Here is a 23236-nt window from a genome sequence, read left to right as displayed (position 1 = left end):
CCTGCGGCGATCCCCGTGCGACTTTTCGGCGGGTGACGGGACGCCACCGGATGCTATGGTGCGGTCCGCCGCCGGACTCCGGCGGCGGACCGCGAAAGGCTGACTCCAAGCAACATTATGATATTGACACCCATCGATACTTCCGACCTCCCCGCGGTCATCGACCGCTTCGAGCAGGGCTTGGCCGGCCGGCCGCTGGCGCTCGCGGCGTTCCGGCGGATCGCGTCCTCGATCCCGGCCGACGGGAGACTCGGGGACCCTGCGGAGCAGCGGGCCCAGGCCGTGACGCTGGCCGCATCCCTGGGGATCGAAACCCTGGACGAAGAGCCCGCAGAGGCTTTCAGCTGGGACGGGCAGCGGATCCGGACCCGGAGCGAGCCGTCGGTGGTGATCCATGAGATCGCCCATTGGCAGCTCTGCGCCCCGGAGCGGCGCCCGCTCTTCGACTTCGGCCTCGGCGCCGGGCCGGAGACCGGGCGTGTCGCCGAGGCCGACGCGGTCACGGCCTTGTCCGAGGAGGAGCGCCAGGACGAGGAGACGCTGACGTCGCTGCTGGGCATCCTGTGGGAGGCCGAGCTGGGGCAGCCCGCCATGCTGGCCTTCCTGGAGCAGAACTGGATGGAAGGCTACGACCGGCCGGCGACCCCGGCCCATTTCGACCGTATCCTGAACCGCCTGCATGCCGGCGGTTTCGTCGACGACCAGGCAAGGCCGCTCCCCGCCGCGCGCCGCTCCGGGCAGGTGCTTTGAAGTTCCCTGCGCCATCCGGTCACTGGAATGTTCCTTCGGTTTCGATTTGTATGATGATTTGAGGCCATGACTCCCGCCGTACGGGGCGGGAGCGCGAAGCAGGGAGACGGTTGCCGATGGAACGGCTGACACCGAGGGTGGGCATCGGCCAGATAGCCCCGCACAAGCCGATGATCCGCCTTCCGAACGGCGGGCGTCCCCTCATCGACCTGTCGCTCAGCCACAACGCCCTGGGACCGAGCCCCAGGTCGATCACCGCCTACCGGCAGGCCGCCCAGAACCTGCACCGCTACCCGGACGGCGAGCACACCGCCCTGCGCATGGCGATCGCCCGCCGCTACGACATCGAACCGGATCACGTCACCTGCTCCAACGGGTCGGACGAGATGATCCAGATCGTCACGGAGGCCTATGCCGGGCCGGGTGACGAGGTCCTGTTCCACCAGTACGGCTACCATGGGTTCATCAAGGCCGCCCGGATGACCGGCGCGACGCCCGTGATCGCCGCCGAGCGCGACCTCGCGGTGGACGTTGAGGCGCTTGCCGAACTGGCCGGCGACCGGACCAAGATCGTGTTCCTGGCCAATCCCAACAACCCGACCGGATCCTATGTCCCGGCGGAGCAGGTCCAGCGGCTGCGGGCGGAGCTGCCGGCGCACACCCTGCTTGTGCTCGACAGCGCCTACGCGGACTATGTCCGCCGCAACAACTACGATCCCGGCTTCGACCTGGTGAGCGACCACGACAACGTGCTGATGGTCCGAACCTTCTCCAAGCTCCACGGGCTGGCCGGCCTGCGGATCGGCTGGGCCTACGGGCCTCCGGCCATCATCGAGACGCTGGACCGGGTCAGGCCGCTCTACAATGTCGGGCTGCCCGCGCAGGCCGCCGCCGCCGCCGCGCTCGGCGACCTGGAGCACGAGGAGGCGACGCTCGCCCACAACGACTCCTGGAGCGCGTGGCTGTCGCACGAGCTGCGGGCGATCGGGGTCCGGGTCTATCCCAGCGTCTGCAATTTCATCCTGGTCCGGATCCCGCCGGACCCGACCATGAGCGTTCCGACCCTGTCCCAGCACCTGCTGGACCATGGCATCCTGGTGAAATCGCTGGGCCACTACGGCCTGCCGGACTGCATGAGGATCACGATCGGCACCGAGGAGGAGAACCACGCGCTGATGGACGCCCTGCGCGAGGTGCTGGACTGACCACGCGCCCGGCCTCCAGGGCGCCGCGCCGCCGAGTAACCTTTCGGCGATTTAATGTTGCGGCAAGGAGGCGGTAAGGCTCGACCCGCTAGAACGCCATCAATGCCGCCCCGCGGCGGCTTCCGATTCGTTCAGCCAGGAGCCTTGAATGGTCCCGCATCTTCCGGTTACCCGCTCCCCCGCCCGTCCCCTCTCCGCCGCCCCTGCCCTCGCGTCGCGTTTCCGCCGGGCGACCGCCGCCTTCCTTCTGGGCACGACGATCCTGTCCGGTGCCGCCGCCGTGGTTCCGAGCGCCGCCGCGGCCGCGCCGGTCACGGTGCCGGCCGTGTCGCAGGAACTGCCGGGCAGCTTCGCCGACCTTGTCGACCGGGTCATGCCCGCCGTGGTCAACGTCTCGACCGTACAGGGCGGCAACGCGGCTCCCGAGCAGCGCGGCATGCCGGGAATGCCGGAGTTCCCGCCCGGCTCGCCCTTCGAGGAGTTCTTCCGCCAGTTCCAGGAGCAGCAGCGGGGCGCCCGCCCCCGTGCCGAGCGCCAGCAGGCCCAGGGTTCCGGCTTCATCATCGACGCCGCCGGCTACGTGGTGACCAACAACCACGTGATCGATGGCGCCGACGAGATCAGCGTGACCCTGCATGACGGCTCCAGGCTGGACGCCAAGCTGGTCGGGCGCGATCCCAAGACCGACCTGGCGCTGCTGAAGGTCGATGCCGGCAAGCCGCTGGCCTACCTGGAGTTCGGCGACAGCGACACCGCGCGCGTCGGCGACTGGGTCATCGCGATCGGCAATCCGTTCGGGCTCGGCGGCACGGTGACCTCCGGCATCGTTTCCGCCCGCGGGCGCGATATCCAGGCCGGGCCGTACGACGACTTCCTGCAGCTCGACGCCTCGATCAACCGAGGCAATTCCGGCGGCCCGACCTTCGACGTCCACGGCCGCGTGATCGGAATCAACACGGCCATCTTCTCGCCCAACGGCGGCAGCGTCGGCATCGGCTTCGCGATCCCCTCGAACCTGGCCAAGGGCGTCATCGCCCAGCTGCGCGAGAACGGCACGGTCAGCCGCGGCTGGCTGGGCGTGCAGATCCAGCAGGTCACGCCGGAGATCGCCGACAGCCTCGGCCTTGGCCAGCCCAAGGGCGCGCTGGTCGCGGACGTGACGGCAAACAGCCCGGCCGCCAAGGCGAAGCTCGCCGCGGGGGACGTGATCCTGGCGCTGGACGGCCGGCCGGTCGACACCATCAAGGATCTGACCCGGATGGTGGCGGATAGCAAGACCGGCTCGACCGTGAAGCTCGACGTGCTGCGCCGGGGCAAGCGCGAGACCGTCTCCGTGACGCTGGACGCGATGCCGGACCAGCCCCAGGTCGCCGCCGCGACGCAGTCGCCGGACCGGCCGGGAGCGGCCCAGACCGACTCCGTCCTCGGCCTGACCTTGTCCTCGATCGACGCGTCCGGCCGGCGCCGCTTCGGCCTGTCCGAGGGTGTCGAGGGCGTGCTGGTGGTCGGGCTCGAGGATGCCGCCGACGGCGTGAACCTGCGGCCGGGCGACGTCATCACGGAGGTCGGCAACGAGCGGGTGGCCGCTCCCGCCCAGATCGCGGCGAAGGTCCAGGAGGCCAGGGAGGCGGGCCGCGGGGCGGTACTGCTGCGGGTCAACCGCCAGGGCACCGAGCAGTTCGTCGCCATTCCGATCAAGAAGGCGTGATCATGGGCAGGGGCTTCGGGGGAGCCTCCCCCGACGGCCGTCCCGCTCCCTCGGGACGGAGCGATCCTCCTGGCGAGCGGTCCTCGATCGGCTATGATGGAGGCATGAAGATACTGGTCATCGAGGACGACGCCCAAGCCGCCGCCTATATGGTCAAGGGCCTGAGGGAGAGCGGCCACGTGGTCGACCACTCGGCCGACGGCAAGGAGGGCCTGTTCATGGCGGGGTCCGAGACCTACGACGTGCTGATCGTCGACCGGCTGCTGCCGGGGCGCGACGGCCTGTCGCTGGTGGAGATCCTGCGCGGGGCCGGCACCGAGACGCCGGTCCTGTTCCTCAGCGCGCTGGGCAGCGTCGACGACCGGGTCCGAGGGCTGCGGGCCGGCGGCGACGACTACCTGACGAAGCCCTATGCCTTCTCAGAGCTGCTGGCCCGGGTCGAGGCCCTGGGCCGGCGCAAGTCGGCCGGGGCGGCGGCTACCACCCGGCTGCAGGTCGGCGACCTGGAGATGGACCTGCTGGCGCGGCGGGTCCGCCGGGGGGCCAGGCAGATCGACCTGCTCCCCCGGGAATTCCGGCTGCTGGAGTACCTGATGCGGCACGCCGGCAACGTCGTGACCCGGACCATGCTGCTGGAGAATGTCTGGGACTATCATTTCGACCCCCAGACGAACGTGATCGACGTGCACGTGGCGCGGCTGCGGCAGAAGATCGACCGCGACTTCCCGACACCGATGATCCACACCGTGCGCGGCGCCGGATATACGCTGCGTGCCTGACCTCGGCCTGCTCAGGACCACCACGTTCAGGGTGGCGCTGCTCTATCTGGGCCTGTTCATCGCCTCGGTGCTGGTGATCCTCGGGCTGATATACTGGTTCACCGCGGGATTCATCGAGCGCCAGACCGACGAGACCATCGCGGCGGAGATCGCGGGATTGCGCGAGCATTACCGGCAGCGGCGGCTGCCGGGCCTGATCGAGGTCGTCAACGCCCGCAGCGCCACGCCGCGGTCGAATACCCTCTACCTGGTGGCGTCGCCGACATACGCCCCCCTGGCCGGCAACCTTTCGGCGTGGCCCGACGCCGTCCCGGACCAGGACGGCTGGGTCGAGTTCGAGATCAAGGACGCGCCGCCGGCGCCGGAGGGCCGGCGCCACGACGCCCGGGCCGTGATGTTCACCCTGTCCGGCGGCTATCACCTCCTGGTCGGGCGCGACACCCGGGAGCGCAGCCATTTCCAGGAACGGGTGCTGATCTCGCTCGCCTGGGCGCTGCTCCTGACGATAGGCCTCGGTGCCGCCGGCGGCGTGCTGATCAGCCGCAACGTCATGCACCGCATCGACGCGATCAACCGGACGACCCGCCAGATCATGTCGGGAGCCCTGCAGGAGCGGATGGCGGTCCAGGGGAGCGGCGACGAGCTGGACCAGCTCGCCGGCAATCTCAACGCGATGCTCGACCAGATCGAGAAGCTCATGGTCGGCATGCGGCAGGTCTCCGACAGCGTCGCCCACGACCTGCGGACCCCGCTGACGCGGCTGCGGTCCCGCCTGGAGATGACCCTGGTCGAATGCTCCGGCGAGGACGAGTACCGGGCCGCGATCCAGGAGGCGATCGGCGAGGCGGACCGCCTGCTCGGCATCTTCTCCGCGCTGCTGAGCATCGCCGAGGCGGAGGCCGGGACCCTTCAGCGCAGCTTCCAGAAGGTCGCCCTGGCCGATATCGCCCGCCAGATCGCGGACCTCTACGAACCCGCGGCCGAGGAGGCCGGGCTCGCCTTCGTCAGCGACATCCGGGCCGAGCCGGTCGTGCTCGGCAACCAGCAGCTCCTCGCCCAGGCGGTCGCCAACCTGCTGGACAACGCCCTGAAATACTCCCCGCCCGGCGGGCGCGTCACGCTGGCGGTCGAAGGGCCGGACGGCGCGCGCGGCACCTGCATCTCGGTTTCCGACGGGGGGCCGGGGATCCCGGCCGACCAGCGGGAGACCGTCCTGCGCCGGTTCGTGCGCCTGGAGTCGAGCCGGAGTTCGCCGGGGAACGGGCTGGGGCTCAGCCTCGTCGATGCCGTGGCCCGGCTGCACGGCGCCCGGCTCGAAATGGACGACAACCGGCCGGGACTGATCGTTGCCATTGTGTTCCCCCGGATCGACGCGGGGTGACAAGTTTCAGAAACACCTTGCCAGCGACTCCGCCAGCCTGTTACCCGTAGGGCGACCGGGCAACCCCCCGCCCGTCGACGCATGCCCGCAAGGGTTCGGCCCGCCGGGTACGACCCCGATGGGCGGATTTCCCAGTCGGCTGTCGTCACGCGGGGCTCCGGCCGACTTCATGTTCCCGACCATCACCCGCTGACGTGGGGCAGCGCATATCGACATGACCGACGAAACCCTCGTCCTTCGCCATCCCAAGCTGCTCAGCCTGTACGCCTTCTGGCTGGAGCAATGCGCCGGGGCTCCTCTGCCGCTGGCATCGGCGCTGAACCCGATTGGACTGCGGCCCTGGCTGGGCAACCTGCTGATCATGGACGTGATCCGCAATTCGGACTTCGTCTATTCCTATTATGGCCAGTCCTTCTCGGACTCCTTCGGCGGGGATCGGGTCGGGCAGTCGATCGCGCGCCTGCCCGAGCCCCAGGGCGACATCCTGCGCGCGGAATACGACCGCGTCCGGACGGAGGTCCGACCGGTCGCCCGCGTCTATTCCGCCGACTTCGACGGCGTTCCCTCGACTTGGGAACGGCTCGTGCTCCCGCTGACCGAGGACGGCTCCACCGTGGGCAAGCTGCTCGTCGGCGCCTACAAGCTCGACCGGCCCCATCCCGTCGCCACGGGTGCTCCCAGGGCGTACTGAGGGCCGGCGGAAATTCGGCCGCTTGCGGGCCGAGTATTGACGAAGATTTACCATTGGGAGACGGAGCGGCGTTAGGATGCGGCACGGGGGACCGGCCGCCGGCGTTTCCCTATTCACTATTCCAGGTGTTTGGACCAGACCATGACTCAGCAGGAAAGCCGTCTGCCCATCGATGCGGCTAATTCCGACATTACGACCGCCCAGGAGTTCAACCTGAGCTGTGCCATGAACAGCCAGCCGTTCAGGCTCCTCCTGGACGAATGGTCCGACGGCGCGGTCGAATGGGTCTTGGAAATCAATCCGGGCCGACCGAACGCGACCATCGCCTATGGCACCGGGCAGCAGGAGGAGCTGTTCGCGGTCATCGCCGCCAATGCCTTCCTCGCCGGCGTCGAATGGGGCGAGGCGACCGCCAGGGCGCCCATGGTCGGCCAGGACGCCGACGGCGATGCCGACGGCTTCGGCATGGAAGGCGACGCGGCCGAGGACGGGGAGTTCTCCGAAGCCGCCCCCCGCGATCCGAACGCGCCCTACGAGCTGCCGCCGGTCGACCTGCTGCAGCCGGCCCCGCCGACCGACAAGGCGACCATGGACGAGACCTCGCTCGCCCACAACGCCCGCAACCTGGAAACGGTGCTCAAGAATTTCGGCGTGCGCGGCGAGATCATGGAGGTGCGGCCCGGTCCCGTCGTCACCTTGTACGAGCTGGAGCCGGCCCCCGGCCTGAAGTCGTCGCGCGTGATCAATCTGGCGGAGGACATAGCCCGGTCCATGCGGGCGCTGACCGTCCGCATCGCGGTGGTGCCCGGCCGCAGCGTGATCGGCATCGAGCTGCCCAACCCGACGCGGGAGAAGGTCTTCCTGCGCGAGATGCTGGACTGCGACGCCTATCAGCAGACCCCGGCCAAGCTGGCGCTGGTGCTGGGGAAGGACATCGGCGGCACGCCGATCGTGGTCGACCTGGCGCGCATGCCGCACCTGCTGATCGCCGGCACCACCGGGTCGGGAAAGTCCGTCTGCATCAATACCATGATCCTGTCGCTGCTCTACCGCCTGCCGCCGGAGAAGTGCAGGTTCATCATGGTTGATCCCAAGATGCTGGAGCTGTCGGTCTATGACGGCATCCCGCACCTGCTGGCCCCCGTGGTGACCGATCCGAAGAAGGCGATCGTCGCCCTGAAATGGGCCGTGCGCGAGATGGAGAGCCGCTACCGCGCCATGGCCAAGTTCGGCGTCCGCAACATCGAAGGGTACAACCAGCGCATCGCGGAGTTGCTGCAGACGGGCGAGCAGGTGTTCCGTCAGGTCCAGGTCGGCTACGACAAGGCCAAGCGCCAGCCGATCTTCGAGGAACAGCCGATGGAACTGAAGTCCCTGCCCTACATCGTGGTGGTGGTGGACGAGATGGCCGACCTGATGCTGGTGGCGGGCAAGGACATCGAGGCGGCGATCCAGCGTCTGGCGCAGATGGCGCGGGCCGCCGGCATCCACCTGATCATGGCGACCCAGCGGCCGTCGGTCGACGTGATCACCGGCACCATCAAGGCCAACTTCCCGACCCGCATCAGCTTCCAGGTCACCAGCAAGATCGACAGCCGCACCATCCTGGGCGAACAGGGCGCCGAGCAGCTGCTCGGCCAGGGCGACATGCTCTACATGGCCGGCGGCGGCCGCATCACCCGCGTCCACGGACCCTTCGTCACCGACGAGGAGGTGGAGGACGTCGTCCGTCACCTGAAGGAACAGGGCTCCCCCGACTATCTCCATTCCATCACGGAGGACGACGACAGCGCCGGCGACGACGAGGAGGCCCCCTCCCCCGCTCCGGAGGAAGGCGCCGCCCCGTTCACCGGCAGCGACGACGAGCTGTACGAGCATGCGGTCGCCCTTGTGACCCGCGAGCGCAAAGCCTCGGTCAGCTTCATCCAGCGCTGCCTGCAAATCGGCTACAACCGCTCGGCCCGGCTGGTGGACCGTATGGAGGCAGAAGGGATCGTCAGCTCGGCCAATCATGTGGGCAAGCGCGACGTGCTGGTGTCTTCACGCAGCGAAGCTTACGAGCGCGACGGCGCATGAGTTGGCTTTTTTGCGGTTGCGAAGAGGAATGCGGTAATACCAGTCGAAGCAAAGCAAAACAGCAGGGAATTTGTCTTGTACTCGCCAAGACTTCCTGTCAATTTATTGGTTCGCTACTCGAAAGATCACTCTCGTAAGCGCTGCGGACATGGAGTAGCATTTGGTTCATAAAGGTGCAAAGCGCCAGTAAGGCGAATGCGCTAGTCTACGAACTGCGCGCCCAAGGGGGAGAAACGTCATGACCGGCAATCCGCGTAAAGAACCCTCACTGAACGATCTGCTGAACGATCCGATCATCCAGCTCGTCATGCGCCGCGACGCGGTCGAACGGGAAACCATCGAGGCCATGATCGCCCGGCTCCGCCTGAGCCGGCGTGCCGCGGCCGAGCGCATGGCGGCCTGAGCGGCCCCGTCCAGGCGAGACGCCGCCTTACGGATCGGCCCGTACCATTCCAGCTTCCGTGAACAGCATCAGGCCGTCGGGCAGCTCGTCCGGCGGCTCGTTTGCCATGATCGATGCCGCGACCCGGATGCTGTGCAGGACGGCACCTGCCGCATAAGGCTTCGCCAGGAAGCCCAGGGCGGCGTCGGCGGCCAGCCTGGCCCTGTCCGGCTGTTCGGTGACGAACAGCGAAACCAGCCCGAAATGCTTCTTCATGCCCCGGGCCGCGGCGATGCCGCTTCCTCCCGGCCCGAGATCGATATCCATCAGGGTCAGGGCCGGGCGGTGCCGCTGCGCAAGGTCCATGGCCGCCTTCACGGTCGTGGCGTAGCCGACGACCTCGTGCCCGCCATCCTCCAGCGTCAGCCCCAGCTTCGCGGCCAGCAGACCATCATCTTCCACGATCAGGATCCGCATCCCGCTCCTCTTCGTTCACGTCGTTCCGCCGCATCGACATAGGCCCGCGGGTCTCGCCGACCAGTGGCCTGTCGGACGGCAGCGGGACGAGCACGAGGTCCACCTCCCGCACATAGGAGCGGATGGTGCCGTTGGCGAGCATGATGTCGTACTTGGGTTGCAGTTCGATGGTCCGCCCCACGATACGACCGACCTGATCTCCGTACCCGACCCTGGTTCCTAGCTTGAGCATCGCGTTCTCCCTGGCGCATGCCTGAATTCCAGTAGAACCCAAAGCAGTCGCATGGTGTGCGAATACGAAGCGGATGGACCGCTCAAAAAAGAGGTACGCTGCCGCAGGCCCGGGTCCCGCAGGCGCCATGGCCCGAAGGATCCGTTCGGAATCTCAAACGGCCTTGTGTTGAGTATTTTTAACGTCGGATGGAAGACCGGGTAAATGGCGTGCCCGGCGACGCGCTGCGAACTCGTCCGCGGCACGCACCCAAGCGCGGGGCCGGAAGCCGATATCGCCCGGCGGCCGCTTCGGCACTGAGAACAGGGAAAGTTCCCCAGCGATGCGATCATGATGAATTTTCATGATGCGGATGCTAACTGCGAACTTGCAGGTGATGGGCAATGCGATTCTGCAGATCCCGTATTTTTCCCGTGAGATGCATGAAGAGCGTCGGGCGGAACGGCAATAGGGGGATAGGAAGATAAGCTGAGAGCATCGGCGCAGGACAGAGATCGGATTATAGGTTTTTCTACACATTAACCTGTTCTTCATGGGTTGGTCACCGTTCTGCGGTTCATCCGGCGCTTCGCGCGTCCCGCGCCCGAGGCATGGAAAGTCAACCGATGGCGATATAGTTGGGAGTATCGAGTCGTGGCTTCCTGCTCCTAATGATCCGTGCCGCAGAGCCGCGCAATGGCTGCCCGCGCGGGCATGATTTCCCCAGTTCCTGTGGATAACCTTGTGGGAAAGTCACGGGAGAAGTGTGCGTCCTTCGCTCAGGACAGGGGTCTCGAAGCGTTGCCTATATTTTGGGCAATCGGGATAACTGCATGAAATCGTTTAGCATAGTCAACAGGAAAGACGCCTGACGGGACAACTTCGGACAGATTCCGCGGTTTCATGGCTGGTGTTGCGCCGCGCCGACACTATGTGGAAATTTTCCGGAACCGTCCTTCGGAGGGGAGAGACGAAATGTCGCACTTACCTTTTTGAGGTCACTGCCATATTTTCGGTACCAAATTTCCTGTATAGGACAGTGCAATGGCGGCGGGTCATCCGACCCGGCCGCCTGAGCGCGCAACTGCCGCCCCTGCCCGCTTCCCCGATGGAAGGTGGACGGTCGCGGTCGGCGAACTCCAACCCATAAAGCCGGGGTTATCCTCCGACGTCTCGGCGTCGGTCGAGACTGGCTCAGGAATAGTACTCATGGCACGCAGAACGCCACTCAAGGACATGCGCAACATCGGCATCATCGCCCACGTCGATGCCGGCAAGACCACCACGACGGAGCGCATCCTTTATTACACGGGCCGCAGCTACAAGATCGGTGAGGTGCACGACGGTGCCGCCACCACCGATTACATGGAGCAGGAGCAGAAGCGCGGCATCACCATCCAGAGCGCGGCCGTGACCGTGTTCTGGAAGGATCACCAGATCAACGTGATCGACACCCCGGGCCACGTCGACTTCACGATCGAGGTGAATCGTTCGCTGCGCGTGCTCGACGGTGCCGTGGTGGTGTTCGACGGCGTCGCCGGCGTCGAGCCGCAGTCGGAGACGAACTGGCGCCTCGCGGACAACTACAACGTCCCGCGCATGTGCTACGTCAACAAGATGGACCGTTCCGGCGCCAACTTCCGCCGCTGCGTCGACATGATCATCAACCGTCTGGGCGCCCGCCCGATGATCCTGTCGCTGCCGATCGGCTCGGAGGACAACTTCCGCGGCCTGATCGATCTCGTCACCATGAAGGCGCTCGTCTGGTTCTCGGACGAGAAGGACGCCCAGTGGGAAGAGTGGGAGATCACCGACGATCTCGCGGCCAAGCTGAAGATCGACGTCAAGGAAGACCTCGACATCCTCCGGGACATCCCGAAGTACCGCCAGGAACTGATCGACACCGCGCTCGAGCAGGACGACGCGGCCATGGAAGCCTACCTGGACAGCGGCGAGGACCCGTCGGTCGACGTCCTCCGCAAGTGCATCCGCAAGGGCACCGTCAGCAGCGCCTTTACCCCGGTCATCGCGGGTAGCTCGTTCAAGAACAAGGGCGTGCCGCAGATGCTGGACGCCGTGGTCTGGTACCTGCCCTCCCCGACCGACGTCGAGGCGATCAAGACCGTCAACGAGGAAGGCGAAGTCGTCGGCGAGCGTATCTGCTCGGACGACGAGCCGTTCTCCGCGCTGGCCTTCAAGGTGATCAACAACCAGTTCGGCGCGCTGACCTTCGCCCGCGTCTATTCCGGCGTGGCGGCCAAGGGCATGACCCTGCTGAACTCGACCCGCGGCAAGCGCGAGCGCATCGGCCGCATGGTCGAGGTCTACGCCAAGGATACCAACGCGATCGAGGAATGCCGCGCGGGCGACATCATCGCCTTCGTCTCGCTGGCCGAGACCGAGACCGGCGACACCCTGTGCGATCCGGCCAGCCCGGTCATCCTGGAGCGCATGAAGTTCCCCGACCCCGTCATCAGCGTGTCGGTCGAGCCGAAGGCCAAGGGCGACCAGGAGAAGCTGGGCACCGCGCTGGGCAAGATGGTCCGCGCCGACCCCTCGCTCCGCCTGGAGCTGGACAAGGAAACCGGGCAGACCATCCTGCGCGGCATGGGCGAGCTTCACCTGGAGATCACCATCGACCGCATCCGCACCGAGTTCGGCGTGGAAGCCGTCGTGGGCCGTCCGCAGGTGGCGTACCGTGAGACGATCACCAGCAAGATCGAACACGTCTACACCCACAAGAAGCAGACCGGCGGTTCGGGCCAGTTCGCCGAAGTCAAGGTCATCTTCGAGCCGAAGGAGCGCGGCGAGGGCTTCGAGTTCGTCGACGCGATCGTCGGCGGCGCCGTGCCCCGCGAGTACATCCCGGCGGTCGGCAGCGGCATCGAGGTCCAGAAGGAAGACGGCGTCCTGGCCGGTTTCCCGACCGTGGACTTCAAGGCGACCCTGGTGGACGGCAAGTACCACGACGTCGACTCCAGCGCGCTGGCGTTCGAGATCGCGGCCAAGGCCTGCTTCCGCGAGGCGATCCGCCGGGCCAACCCGGTCCTGCTCGAGCCGATCATGAAGGTCGAGGTCGTCACCCCCGAGAACCACCTGGGCGACGTGATCGGCGACCTGAACCGTCGCCGCGGCCTGATCCTGGGCCAGTTCGAGCGCGGCATGAACCTGGCGGTCGAAGCGCACGTCCCGCTGTCCGAGATGTTCGGCTTCATCGGCGACCTGCGCAGCATGACCTCCGGCCGTGCGACCTTCACGATGGAGTTCAGCCACTACGATCCGGTGCCGCGCAACGTTGCCGACGAGGTCATCGCCTCGAAGGCCGCCGCGTAAGGTCACGGACCGTCGCGAAGTCGGAAGGACGGCCCGGGAGGAAACTCCCGGGCCGCTTTCCTTTTCGGGGAGCCGTTTGCCGTGGAAGAGCTTTTCGCCGGCGGCCGGATCGTCGACGCCATCCTGGTGATGGTGGCGATCGAGGCGGCGGCGCTGTTCGCCTGGATGAGGCGCCGGGGGCGAGCCCGGCTGGCCTGGTCGCTCCTGCCCAACCTGGCGTCGGGCGCCTGCCTGATGCTGGCGCTCCGAGCGGCGCTGAGCGACGGATGGTGGGGCTGGGTCGCGCTCTGCCTCGCGGGGGCCCTGGCCGCCCATGTCGCGGACCTTGCCGGCCGGCTGCGGGATCGGTGAGTCCGGCCGGCTCAGCGCTGGCGGAACTCGTCGGGGCGGAGATGGTGCTTCTTGAGGAGCTGGTACAGGCGCGCGCGCGACAGGTCCAGGGCCGCGCAGACCGCCTTGATGTCGCCGCTGTGGCGCAGCAGCAGTTCGCTCAGATGGCTGCGCTCGGCCCGGTCGCGAACCACGCGGTGGTCGTCGTCGGGATGCGCCGGCGCCGGATCGATGTGCGCCCGGGTGTAGCGCTGGGGCAGGTCCGCCACGCGTACCGGACGGCCGTCGAAGATATGGGCGATGTACATGCCCAGGTTCCGCAGTTCCCGGATGTTGCCTGGATAATGATAGGTTTCCACCAGGAACCGCTTCAGTTCCGGATCCAGGGTCGGCACCGGGATGCCGTTGTCGGCGCAGACCTTTCGGATGAAATATTCCAGCAGCAGCTGGATCTCGTCCCGCCGCTCCCGCAGCGGCGGGATCAGCAGGTGGCAGATGTTCAGGCGGAAGAACAGGTCCTCGCGGAAGGTCCCGTTGCTGACCATCTGCTCCAGGTTCCGATTGGTCGCGGCGATGACCCGGACATCGACCTTGGTCACCTTGTCCGATCCGACCCTCTGGATCTCGCCGACATCCAGGGTGCGCAGCAGCTTGACCTGGGCGAGAGGCTCCAGTTCCCCGACCTCGTCCAGGAAGATCGTGCCGCCGTTGGCCTCCTCGAACCTGCCCTTGCGGTCCGCCGTGGCGCCGGTGAAGGCGCCCTTCGAGTGGCCGAAGAGTTCGGATTCGATCACGCCGCTGGGCAGCGCCCCGCAGTTGACGGCGACGAACTTGTCGCGCTTGCTGTTGAGATGGATGATCCGGGCGAACAGTTCCTTGCCGGACCCGGTCTCCCCCTCCAGCAGGACGGTAAGCTGGGACGGGGCTATGCGCGCGATGCGGTCCAGGTTGGCCGCGATCTGGTGGTTGGCGCCCAGGACTCCTTCCAGTTCCAGGTTCGCGCGGCCGCGGGACCCGACCGCCGGCCGCATCTGCTCGTTCAGGGCAGCCGGCGCGGGCAGCGACAGGGTACAGAGGTGGAGATAGGCTGCCCGCAGGGTGTTCAGCTCGCTCAGGAACTCATGCTGCTCGAAGTCGGCCAACCTTGAGTTGCCGAGGACCTTGAACTTCAGGGCTTCGATCCGGGCGATGCATTCGTTGATATGGTCGCTGCTGCTGTCGGCGAAAATCCCTGCGGAATAAGGACTTGGCTGACGGTAATCATCGTCCATGGCGCGCGGGTGCTTGTGGTTGGGCAGGTGGGGCGGCGCGATCGTCGACGGAACGGATCGGACCCGAAACGGCATGTGCATCGCGCCGCCTATCCCTCCGGTTCGGTAGATCTACCCGTAAACGCATCAATTTGTCTACCTACAAAGGCTTGCCGTTCGCCTCACGAAGTGTCATCAATCCGATCTGATCACATTGTGCTTGAGAAACCAGGCGCTGATGCAAGCTCTTGTTGGAAGAATCCGTGGAGCGAGTTTGATCAGGTTGCATCAGGCTCTTCCAGGCCTGTTTCTGGCCCTGCTGCCGTTCACCCTGGTCGCCCCCGCCCATGCGCAGGCCATGGAAGGCGGCGGGTTCGACCCCGTCGCCATGGTCCGGCTCGCCGCCTCGGGGTCGGCCACAGGCGTGCGGCGCCTGCTGGACAGCCTCGCACCGCGGGAGATCACCCTGGGGATCCTCGCCGATACCCTGCTGCGCGAGAATTTCGGCCTGCTGGCGGCGCGCGAGGCGATCGCTTCGGCGGGCACGCAGATCACCCAGAGGGAGGCCGCCTTCGACCTGAACCTCGTCACGTCGGTCAGCCTCAGCGTCAACAAGACGGCGGACCGGATCGAGACGATCGGCCGTCCCCGCACCGCCGAGACCGACTTGACCCGGGACGACGACGGCGACGGCATACCGGATTTCGTGCAGGGCAACACGGGAACCGTGGAGGAGGTCGACGGCGAGAAAGTCCCTTGCGTCTTCGAGGATGACAGGCTGATCAACGGCGGCGTCGGCCCGGGCTTGTGCGGCCAGGAGCCGGAATATTCGGAACGGGAGGAAGCTGCCAGCATCAAGGGACTCCCCGGCAAACGGCTGACCACCACGGTCGAGATGTCCAAGATGTTCACCTTCGGGGCCCAGGGCAGCCTGTCGTTGAGCTCCATCTACAACAGCAAGGCCGGCGCCCAGGCGCCGGCGCTGACCCGGCCGATCTCGGCGACCGACCCATTCGGCTGGGGCGAAAAGCTGTTCTGGACCAGCTCGGCGTCGCTCTCGGCGACCATGCCGCTCCCCTACACCAAGGGCTTCGGCAGGGTCGGATCACCGGAGAACTTCAGCCTGGAGGCCGCGCGCAGCGGCAGCCGCCGCGCCGTCTTCGCCGAGCAGGCGGCCCGCAACGCGACGCTGGCCGAAGCGCTCCAACTCTACTGGGACATGATCCGCAGCCTGCAGGACATCCGGATCCTGAACGAGCAGAAAAGCGTCCTGGACCAGCGGCGCGGCCGGGTCGAGCGGCTGATCGGCTCCGGGACGGTGACCAACTACGAACTGGGCCAGATCCAGCAGGAACTGGCCTCCTTCGCCCTGCGGGAGGAGGCAGCCTGGACCCAGTACCTTTTGCGCTCCAACTCCCTGCTCACCCTGATGTCGGCCGATCCCGACATGGTGCTGATCCCCGCCGACGCGGAGGCGCTGCTGGCGGAAACCGTGCCCGAGCCGCCGTCGGACGCCTACGACCGCGCGCTGATCGGCCATCCGGAGATCATGACGGCGCAAGAGGACCTGGAACTGGCCAAACTGTCTCTCGCGTTCCGCGACAACCAGGCGGCGCCGGACATCGATCTGGTGGTGACCGCCCAGCTGACGCAGAGTGATCTCTCCTTCGGGTTCGGCAATCCGGCCGATGCGTTGATGAACCTGACCAAGCCGGACAAGACCAACATCTTCATCGGCGTCCGATACCTGTATCCGCTTGGCAACCAGGCCGCCCGCGCCGCCCTGAGCCGCGCTCGGACGGACGAGCGCAACGCCTTCGACCGGGCGCGCCAGACCAGGCAGAAGATCGTCAATTCGGTCGATCGGGCGCTCGCCGACATCCGCGGGGCGCAGTCCCTGATGCTGGTCAGCAGGGGCGACATGGAACTGGCGGGCTTCGCCTACGAGCGGATCGTCGACGAGCGGGAGCGGGGGCTCGCGACGGAGTTCGAGGTGGTCAACCGCTACCAGGACGTCCTGGCCGCCCGCCTCAACGAGGCGAACGCCCGGGTGGAGATGCACAAGGCCCGGATCCGGCTGAGCGCCGCCCAGGGCACGCTCGAGGAGGAGCTGTCTCGATGAGCCTGCCCTCGGTCCCCGCCGCCGCGGCACTCCTGGCACTGGCGTTGTCGCCGGGACCCGCCGCGGCCCAGCAGCAGCCGGGCACGGAGCCTCCGGCCGGGATACCGGCCGGGCTCTTCACGAGCGATCCGGCGCGCATCGTCGACGAACGGGGCGGCAACGCCGTGGTCGCGGCGACCCGCACGGCCCTTGCCCGGACCGGAGTGCTGTTCGCTCCGGAGCAAACGCGGGAGCTGGCCCTGCGCGAAGCGGCGCTGACGGCTTTGCAGCGCAATCTCGACGTCAAGCGGATCGGGCTGAACAGATCAGTGGTCCAGCGTACCCTGGTCGAGGCGGAAGCGGTTTTCGACCCGGTCTTCATCCTGGCGGCGAACGCGTCCCTGTCGAACAGCTTCGAGCGGATCGAGCGCCCCATGCAGTGGAAGCCCGCCACGCAGGAATATGTCCGCGGTCAGCAGATCCCGACCGGCACCCGCACGGACGACATCTTCCTGTGCGGCACCATGGACGACATCCTGAGCCAGCCGCAGGAGCTCCAGACCAACTTCCTGCGCGGCCGGATGATCGCGCCCGACGCCAGCGGGCGATGCCATGTCCGGACACTGCCGTCCACCGCGCCCGTGGCCCTGGTCGCCTTCGACAAGGAACGGGTCGCCGGTTACTATCCGTTCCGCAAGGAGGCGAGCACCAGGAGCCCGAACGGCCAGACCGAGACCTATACCGGGACCGCCGGCGTTTCCCAGCGGTTGCCCTGGGGCGGCAACCTGGACCTCACCGTCGTCACGACCTACCGCGACGCCTATTACGTCAATAATCCCGACGATCCCTCGACCAGGGTCTACGGCTCCTACGGCCGCCCCTGGACCTCGCGCGCGACACTGTCGGGCAGCCATCCGATTCCCTACACGCGCAACTTCCGCGAGGGGGACGAGAACCGGCTGGCGATGGACACCGCCCGTCTCAATGTCGACGTCGCCGATTTCGCGGTGCGCGGCGTGGTCAACCAGACCCTGCTCAGCGTCGATACCCTGTACTGGACCCTGGTCGGCGCGATCCAGCGGCTCGACGCGGCGGCGGGTTCCGCCGCGCTGGCGGAGGAGAGCGCCGCGCGCGTGCAGCGCCGGATGGAGCTTGGGCTCGCCAGCGAGAGCAACCGCGGCCAGGTGGTCGCCCAGATGGAGCGGCTGCGCGCGGTCCAGCAGCAGCTCTTCGGCGATTATCTCGCCGCGTCCGAGTCCCTCCGCGAACTGCTGGACGAGCGGGACGACGCGCTGCTGCTGCCGATCGAGTACAGCGCCGCCCTGGACCAGCCGCCCGAAGTGCCGCCGGCATCCGGCGAAGGGGCCGGCAGGCTGGCGGCCCGGGTGCTGGACAGTCCCGACTACCTGAGATCGGAGACGGCGGTCCGGATCGCCCTCCGGGTGCGTGAGGCGCGGGACGCGCAGACCCGCCCGGACGTGACCGCCAGCGGATCCCTCCAGGTCAGCCAGAGCAACGCGGTCTTCGGCTATCCAAGCGTGACCGAGTCCCTGGGCAGCCTGATCAGCTACGACAGCGCGTCATTCAGCATCGGGGTCCTCTACCGCCGTCCGATCGGCAACCGCGCCGCCAAGGCGGCCCTGGCCGGGGCCGATCACGACGTCGCCCGGCAGACCCACCTGCTGAATCAGGTCGAGCGCCAGATCCGCGGCGACTACGAGACCGCCCGCATCCAGCTCGCCAGCGCCCGCCAGAGGATCGACGACACCGCGCGGCGCCTCGCGCTTGCCCGCGACCTGTACGACAGGGCGGCCCGGCTCGAAGCCGGCGGCGTCGTGACCATCTACGAGACGATCGAACGCCTCGGCACCCTGCTGGAGGCGCGCCTCGGCCACATCCAGGCGCGGATCGACGCCCGGATCGCGGAGAGCAGGATGCTGGCCAGCATCGGCGCCCTGGCCGAGCGGTACGGGGAGGGAGTGGCGCAGACCCGCGAGGATCGGGAACGCATCGCCCTGCTCCGCGGCACCGGCGCGCTCGCCGCCTTCGGGGAGCCGCCGCGATGACGCAGCACCGGATCCTGCTGCCGCTGGTGAATGCCGCCCTGATCCTCGCGCAAGCCGTTCCCGCGTCGGCGCAGTCTCCGGGTCCCGACCTGATCGCCCGCCACGGCGCCGCCGTGACCGAGCTGGTCAGGCGGCAGATCGCGGAGCAGCCCGGCGCCCGCGACCAGGAGCGGATCGCCCTGGTCGGCGACCTGCTCAAGCGCCGCCCCGACATCGCCGGCGCGCGGGCGGTGGAGCCGATCGACCGCAGGACCGCTGTGGCCGCCGGCCTCGGCAACAACCTGCGCCTCGCGATCGGCCTGACGACGCCGGAACGCGCGGCCGCTCTGTCGCGCGAGGCGGACGCCGTGTTCAACCCCGTGCTGGACCTGACGATCGGCTATGGCCGGGCCGACACCGAGCACCGCACGCGCATCGGCAAGGCGATCACCAAGGCGGTCAATGCCGACGGATTCAACATCAATTCGCCGTTCAAGAACCTGCCGCCGAGCGAGAACGAGGGACAGGCCCAGATCAAGGACATGAAGCTGCGGCCGATCAAGGGCGGCGAACTGATCGAACTGCCGATCGAGGCGACGCCGGGCCGGACGTTCGGCAGCCCCGAGGAGAGCCTGAACTACACGCTCCAGATCACACAGGAGCTTCCCTGGGGCGGCACCCTCTCGATCACCGACCGGACCGCCCAGCGCGAGGTCTATTACCGGGCCGGGTACTACTGGGAGGACGGGATGTGGAGCACCAACCTGTCCGGCAGCCTGAACATGCCCCTGCCCTTCACGAAGGATTTCGGGCCCGACAACAAGAAGAACGCGGCGTCGCGCAGCGCCGCCGCGGTGGCCGAGCGGGCGGACTGGGACCTTCAGGTGCTGCTCAACACGATCCTGCTGGAGATCGACACCGCCTATTTCGAAGCCGTCCGCCGCCTGGAAGCGCTGGAGACCACCGCCGCCAACCGGGACATGATCTTGCGGCAGCAGGAAAGGATGGACCGCCTCTATGCCCTGAACCAGACCACCCGGCTTCAGAAGGCCCAGATCGACGCGGAGGCGGCCAGGGCGCGGGTCCGGGTCGAACAGGCGCTCAGCGATTATGTCTCCGCGTCGCAGGCCCTGTCCCTGCTGATCGGCGATCCCTCGGTCATCGGCGCGGACGCCATCTATCTGCCGGTCGATTACGAGGACGACCTGGCGCAGGCCGTGCCGGTCGACCTGGAGACCGCCCTGCGCACCGCCCGGGAGAGCCGGCCCGACTTCAAGGTGGACGACATCAACCGGATCCTCCGCGAGATCAACGAGGCCCTGGCCCGCAACCAGGCCCGCCTGGATCTCCGGTTCGTGGCCAGCGTCACCGCCGGCCAGAACGGGACGTCCTACGGCTATGCCGACCCCCTCAAGAGCCACACCGGGATAGCGGCGCCGGACAGCCTCAACCAGAGCTACGGCCTGGGCCTGTCCTATCCCTGGGCGAACCGGTCCGCCGGGGCCGGCGCCGACATCGCGCGGCTCGGCACCCAGGACCAGGAATATGCGACGCAGTCCCTGCAGAACCGCGTCCGTCGCGAGATCGCCGAGCGGCTGGCGGCGGTCCAGGCGGCCCGCGCCCGGGTCAGGGCGGGCGCCGCAGAAGTCGACAATCTCGCGACCTCGGTCGCCAGCCTGGAGCGCCGGCAGGCGCTCACCGGCACGGTGTCGGAGGACGAGCTGATCCAGGCGACGCGCCGCCTGCTCTCCGCCCGGCTCGCCCTGACCGGGGCGCGGGTCGACGCCAAGCAGGCCGAGAGCGGACTGCTGTTCGCCCAGGGGACCATCGCGGGCGCGCTGGCGGAACAGACCGTCGCCAGCCAGTTCGACCGCAACCGCCTCTCGCTGCTGGCCGATGCCGGCCACCTCTCTTTCTTCAAACCCGCCGAGTCCCGTCCGGACCGGATCGCCAAACCGGAAGGAAAACCATGAAGATCGGCCTGATCGCGCCCGCGGCCTCCCCCCTCGGCCGCCGCCTCCATGCCGGGCTGTGCCGGCGCCTGGAAAGCGACGTGCCCTGGCTCGACGCCTCGATGCCGGAAGGAACCCGGATGAGCGTGGGCGAGGCCGGCATCCGCTGGGACGGGCATGAGCTCGACCGGTTCGACGCCCTGTTCGTCCATGGCTTCCGCTACGAGGACCCGGTGATCCCAGCCGCCGATCCCGCCATCGAGCCAGGCGCCGACTGGTCCCTGTGGCAGTCGGAGCACGTCCGGCGGCAGCAGCGATACAGCTTCCTCTACAGCCTGCTGTCCCGGCTCGAAGACATGCCGGTGCGCCTCTACAACGGCCCGGCCGGGCACCTCGGGGCCTTCCCGCGCCACCACCAGCTGGAACGCCTAGACCTCGGCGGGCTGGGGGTCGCCCGCGCGATCTGCACCAACGATCCCGGCATCGCACGGGACTTCGCCCGGTCCATCGCCGACCAGGGGCGTGCCGTCGTGTGGCGGACGGCGACCGGCAAGTGCGCCTGGCAACTGTTCCGCGACCGCCAGCGCGAACACCTGATCGGCGCCGACAAGCCGCCGGTCCTGCTGGCGCCGACCGTGGACGGGCCGCTGCGCCGCGCCTACGCGATCGACGGCCGGACCGTCCTGACGCTCGAATGGGCCATGCCGTCCGACGATGCGCTGGAGCGCCTGGAGGTCTTCGCTCCCGTCACGGGACCGCTGCCGGACGCCGAGAGCAGCGTGGCCGGGAGCGCGCTCGCCCTGTCGGGCCTGCGGTGGGGCAGCGTCCTTTACGTCGCCGGCCCCGACGGCCCCGTGATCTACGACGTGGACGCCGATCCGGCGGTGACGGACCTTCCGGGCGCGATGGGCGGATACCTGACCGGGTGCCTGGCCGCTACCCTCGCCGGGGAGCCGCACCCCACGGCCGACGGGCTCGCGGCGACCCCCCGGGACAGTCTCTTCCTGCGCCGCATGCTCCGCATCCAGTTCGACATCGAGCGGACCAAGCATGCGGCCGCACCTCCCGCATAAAGGTTAAATTCTGTTAATTATTACCGCCAGGGTTGCGTAAAATACCATGCTTCGGCATAGTGACCCTGCGGCTCCGCGCTGCGGCGCGACGGCCCCATGCCGTGGCGTCCTGCACATCACCTGGTCCGGACATCCCGTCGAGCGATGATCGATTCAAACCAAGACAGAACCATGCTGGTACGCGACCAGGGGCGCAGGGCCGGTGCCGTCGGCGCGGCGAACGCGCCTGCGGGCAATCCGGACGGAAAGCTCATCTGCCTGGATCCGTCGCAGATCGACGGCGCACCGGCCCAGGTCGTGGTACCGCTTCCCGGCGGAAAGACGGTGACGATAGGGCGGGGCGACGCCAGCTCGTTCGTCGTCGCGTCCCGCAAGCTCTCTCGCCAGCATGCCAAGCTGTTTCCCGGCGAGGGCACCTGGGGCATCGAGGACCTCAACAGCACCAACGGCGTCTATGTCAACGGCCACAAGGTCAATACGATCTGGCTGAAGCACAACGACGAGGTCAGGCTGGGCTCCCTGGCCTTCCGCTTCGAGCTGGACCGTCCTCCCGCCCAGGCGGTGGAGCGGGGGCGCCCCCTGCCCGCCCACCATGACGACGACCTGTCCGAGCGGACCATGATGGTCGGCAGCCTGGGCGCCGGAAAGGCCGTGCTCGACGCCGTCCGCAAGGTGGAAGCGCCCGTCAAGGTGAAGATCGACGAGGACGAGGACGGCGCCGGGGAAGAGCGGGAGCGCTCAAGCATCCGCGGCAGGCTGGTCCTGGGCGGCGTCGTGGGCATCCTGCTGGCCGGGCTGGGCATCGGCGCCGCCGTCTATTACCCGATCCACAAGAAGCAGCAGTTCATAGCGCAGACGATCGAGCATTCCGCAGCGGTCCGCAAGCGGGTGATCGATCGCGCGTCCCAGTATGCCGGCGGCAACCAGGCCGACTCGTTCGACCAGGACCTGAACGAACTGGCGGAGGCGATCGCCGACAGCGGCCGGCTCCTCTCCTCCGAGCAGAACGCGCCGCTGGCCGACCTGGCGGCACGCATGAAGTTCCTGTCCTTCGAACGGGAGTTCCTGCCGCTGCTCGCCAAGGGAGACTTGGCCAGCCTGCGCCGCCTGACCGAACGGCTCAACGCCGACCTGGAGACGACCGCCGGCCGGGTTCCCGCCAATGCCGAGCACGGCTCGACCGACGGAGTCGCGGTCGCCCGCGAACTGGTCAGGCTGGCCCGCATCCTGATCGACATGCGCGCCCTCTCGGCCGAATTCCCGCAGGTGTCGAAGCTCGCCCCGGCCCAGCCGCCGCGTGAACGCATCCAGGCATTGGATGCCCTGAAGCTCGATTTCACCCGGATCCGGCGGGAGACGAACAGGTACCTGTCGGTGGATTACGTGCTGTTCAACTCGGCGGTGAAGTCGGTCGAGGACCGTGACCTGCCGCTGCTCAACCAGTGGAAAGAGTTCCTGGGGTCCGGCCCGGGGTGACGAACGGGGTGGTGCG

The 23236-nt window shown here is 67.7% G+C and carries 18 protein-coding genes; 15 read left to right on the top strand and 3 right to left on the bottom strand.

Features of this window, described 5'->3' with window-relative positions; translation table 11 throughout:
- Positions 1-117: 117 nt before the first annotated feature.
- The 8 genes from IGS68_RS12360 to IGS68_RS12325 all read left to right on the top strand — a co-directional run bounded on the left by IGS68_RS12360 (position 118) and on the right by IGS68_RS12325 (position 8993).
- On the top strand, positions 118-750 hold the full coding sequence (locus IGS68_RS12360; protein ID WP_201080382.1) for a hypothetical protein: 633 nt from the start codon (positions 118-120) through the stop codon (positions 748-750).
- Between the two features lie 116 nt (positions 751-866).
- A complete protein-coding gene (hisC, locus tag IGS68_RS12355; protein WP_201080380.1) occupies positions 867-1955 on the top strand; it encodes a histidinol-phosphate transaminase in 1089 nt (362 codons plus the stop codon).
- A 148-nt stretch (positions 1956-2103) separates the two neighbouring features.
- A complete protein-coding gene (locus tag IGS68_RS12350) occupies positions 2104-3663 on the top strand; it encodes a DegQ family serine endoprotease (RefSeq protein WP_201080379.1) in 1560 nt (519 codons plus the stop codon).
- A gap of 104 nt (positions 3664-3767) precedes the next feature.
- A complete protein-coding gene (locus IGS68_RS12345) occupies positions 3768-4442 on the top strand; it encodes a winged helix-turn-helix domain-containing protein (protein WP_201080377.1) in 675 nt (224 codons plus the stop codon).
- The gene (locus tag IGS68_RS12340; RefSeq protein ID WP_247881297.1) at positions 4435-5823 is read left to right on the top strand and encodes a sensor histidine kinase; all 1389 of its coding nucleotides are present in this window, start codon (positions 4435-4437) and stop codon (positions 5821-5823) included. Before IGS68_RS12345 ends, IGS68_RS12340 begins: the two co-directional genes overlap by 8 nt.
- 214 nt (positions 5824-6037) lie before the next feature.
- Complete coding sequence (locus tag IGS68_RS12335; protein WP_201080375.1) at positions 6038-6514, top strand: PAS domain-containing protein; 477 nt, start codon at positions 6038-6040, stop codon at positions 6512-6514.
- 141 nt (positions 6515-6655) lie between these two features.
- Positions 6656-8590 (top strand): DNA translocase FtsK, encoded by a 1935-nt coding sequence (locus IGS68_RS12330; protein WP_201080373.1) that lies wholly within the window; start codon positions 6656-6658, stop codon positions 8588-8590.
- Positions 8591-8828: 238 nt separating this feature from the next.
- The gene (locus IGS68_RS12325) at positions 8829-8993 is read left to right on the top strand and encodes a hypothetical protein (protein ID WP_201080371.1); all 165 of its coding nucleotides are present in this window, start codon (positions 8829-8831) and stop codon (positions 8991-8993) included.
- A 27-nt stretch (positions 8994-9020) separates the two neighbouring features.
- On the opposite strand, the gene IGS68_RS12320 is transcribed toward IGS68_RS12325, so the two are convergent.
- Positions 9021-9434: a response regulator gene (locus IGS68_RS12320; protein ID WP_201080369.1), complete on the bottom strand. Its 414-nt coding sequence runs from the start codon at positions 9432-9434 to the stop codon at positions 9021-9023.
- Positions 9424-9681 carry a hypothetical protein gene (locus tag IGS68_RS12315; protein ID WP_201080367.1) on the bottom strand — a complete coding sequence of 86 codons (258 nt, stop codon included), beginning with the start codon at positions 9679-9681 and terminating at the stop codon, positions 9424-9426. The genes IGS68_RS12320 and IGS68_RS12315 overlap by 11 nt, the downstream gene beginning before the upstream one ends.
- 1188 nt (positions 9682-10869) lie before the next feature.
- Between IGS68_RS12315 and fusA the strand changes: the two genes are divergently transcribed.
- The gene (fusA, locus tag IGS68_RS12310) at positions 10870-12993 is read left to right on the top strand and encodes an elongation factor G (protein WP_201080365.1); all 2124 of its coding nucleotides are present in this window, start codon (positions 10870-10872) and stop codon (positions 12991-12993) included.
- 81 nt (positions 12994-13074) lie between these two features.
- Positions 13075-13344, top strand: coding sequence for a hypothetical protein (locus IGS68_RS12305; RefSeq protein WP_247881296.1), 270 nt, complete (start codon positions 13075-13077; stop codon positions 13342-13344).
- Positions 13345-13355: 11 nt separating this feature from the next.
- Here the strand turns inward: IGS68_RS12305 and IGS68_RS12300 are convergent, their stop codons facing one another.
- Positions 13356-14675, bottom strand: coding sequence for a sigma-54 interaction domain-containing protein (locus tag IGS68_RS12300; protein WP_201080363.1), 1320 nt, complete (start codon positions 14673-14675; stop codon positions 13356-13358).
- 172 nt (positions 14676-14847) lie between these two features.
- Between IGS68_RS12300 and IGS68_RS12295 the strand changes: the two genes are divergently transcribed.
- The 5 genes from IGS68_RS12295 (at position 14848) to IGS68_RS12275 (ending at position 23220) form a co-directional block, all read left to right on the top strand.
- Positions 14848-16695 (top strand): TolC family protein, encoded by a 1848-nt coding sequence (locus IGS68_RS12295; RefSeq protein WP_201080361.1) that lies wholly within the window; start codon positions 14848-14850, stop codon positions 16693-16695.
- A complete protein-coding gene (locus tag IGS68_RS12290) occupies positions 16692-18740 on the top strand; it encodes a TolC family protein (RefSeq protein ID WP_201080359.1) in 2049 nt (682 codons plus the stop codon). Before IGS68_RS12295 ends, IGS68_RS12290 begins: the two co-directional genes overlap by 4 nt.
- Positions 18737-20692: a TolC family protein gene (locus tag IGS68_RS12285; protein WP_201080357.1), complete on the top strand. Its 1956-nt coding sequence runs from the start codon at positions 18737-18739 to the stop codon at positions 20690-20692. Before IGS68_RS12290 ends, IGS68_RS12285 begins: the two co-directional genes overlap by 4 nt.
- Positions 20689-21744, top strand: a complete 1056-nt coding sequence (locus IGS68_RS12280; protein WP_201080355.1) for an ATP-grasp domain-containing protein — start codon at positions 20689-20691, stop codon at positions 21742-21744. Before IGS68_RS12285 ends, IGS68_RS12280 begins: the two co-directional genes overlap by 4 nt.
- Before the next feature lie 171 nt (positions 21745-21915).
- The gene (locus IGS68_RS12275) at positions 21916-23220 is read left to right on the top strand and encodes an FHA domain-containing protein (RefSeq protein WP_201080353.1); all 1305 of its coding nucleotides are present in this window, start codon (positions 21916-21918) and stop codon (positions 23218-23220) included.
- Positions 23221-23236: the final 16 nt, after the last annotated feature.

It is taken from the genome of Skermanella sp. TT6, from assembly GCF_016653635.2.
Classification (GTDB): Bacteria; Pseudomonadota; Alphaproteobacteria; order Azospirillales; family Azospirillaceae; genus Skermanella; species Skermanella cutis.
Note: the sequence above shows the minus strand (reverse complement) of the source record. Positions and strands in the feature narration are given on the sequence as shown.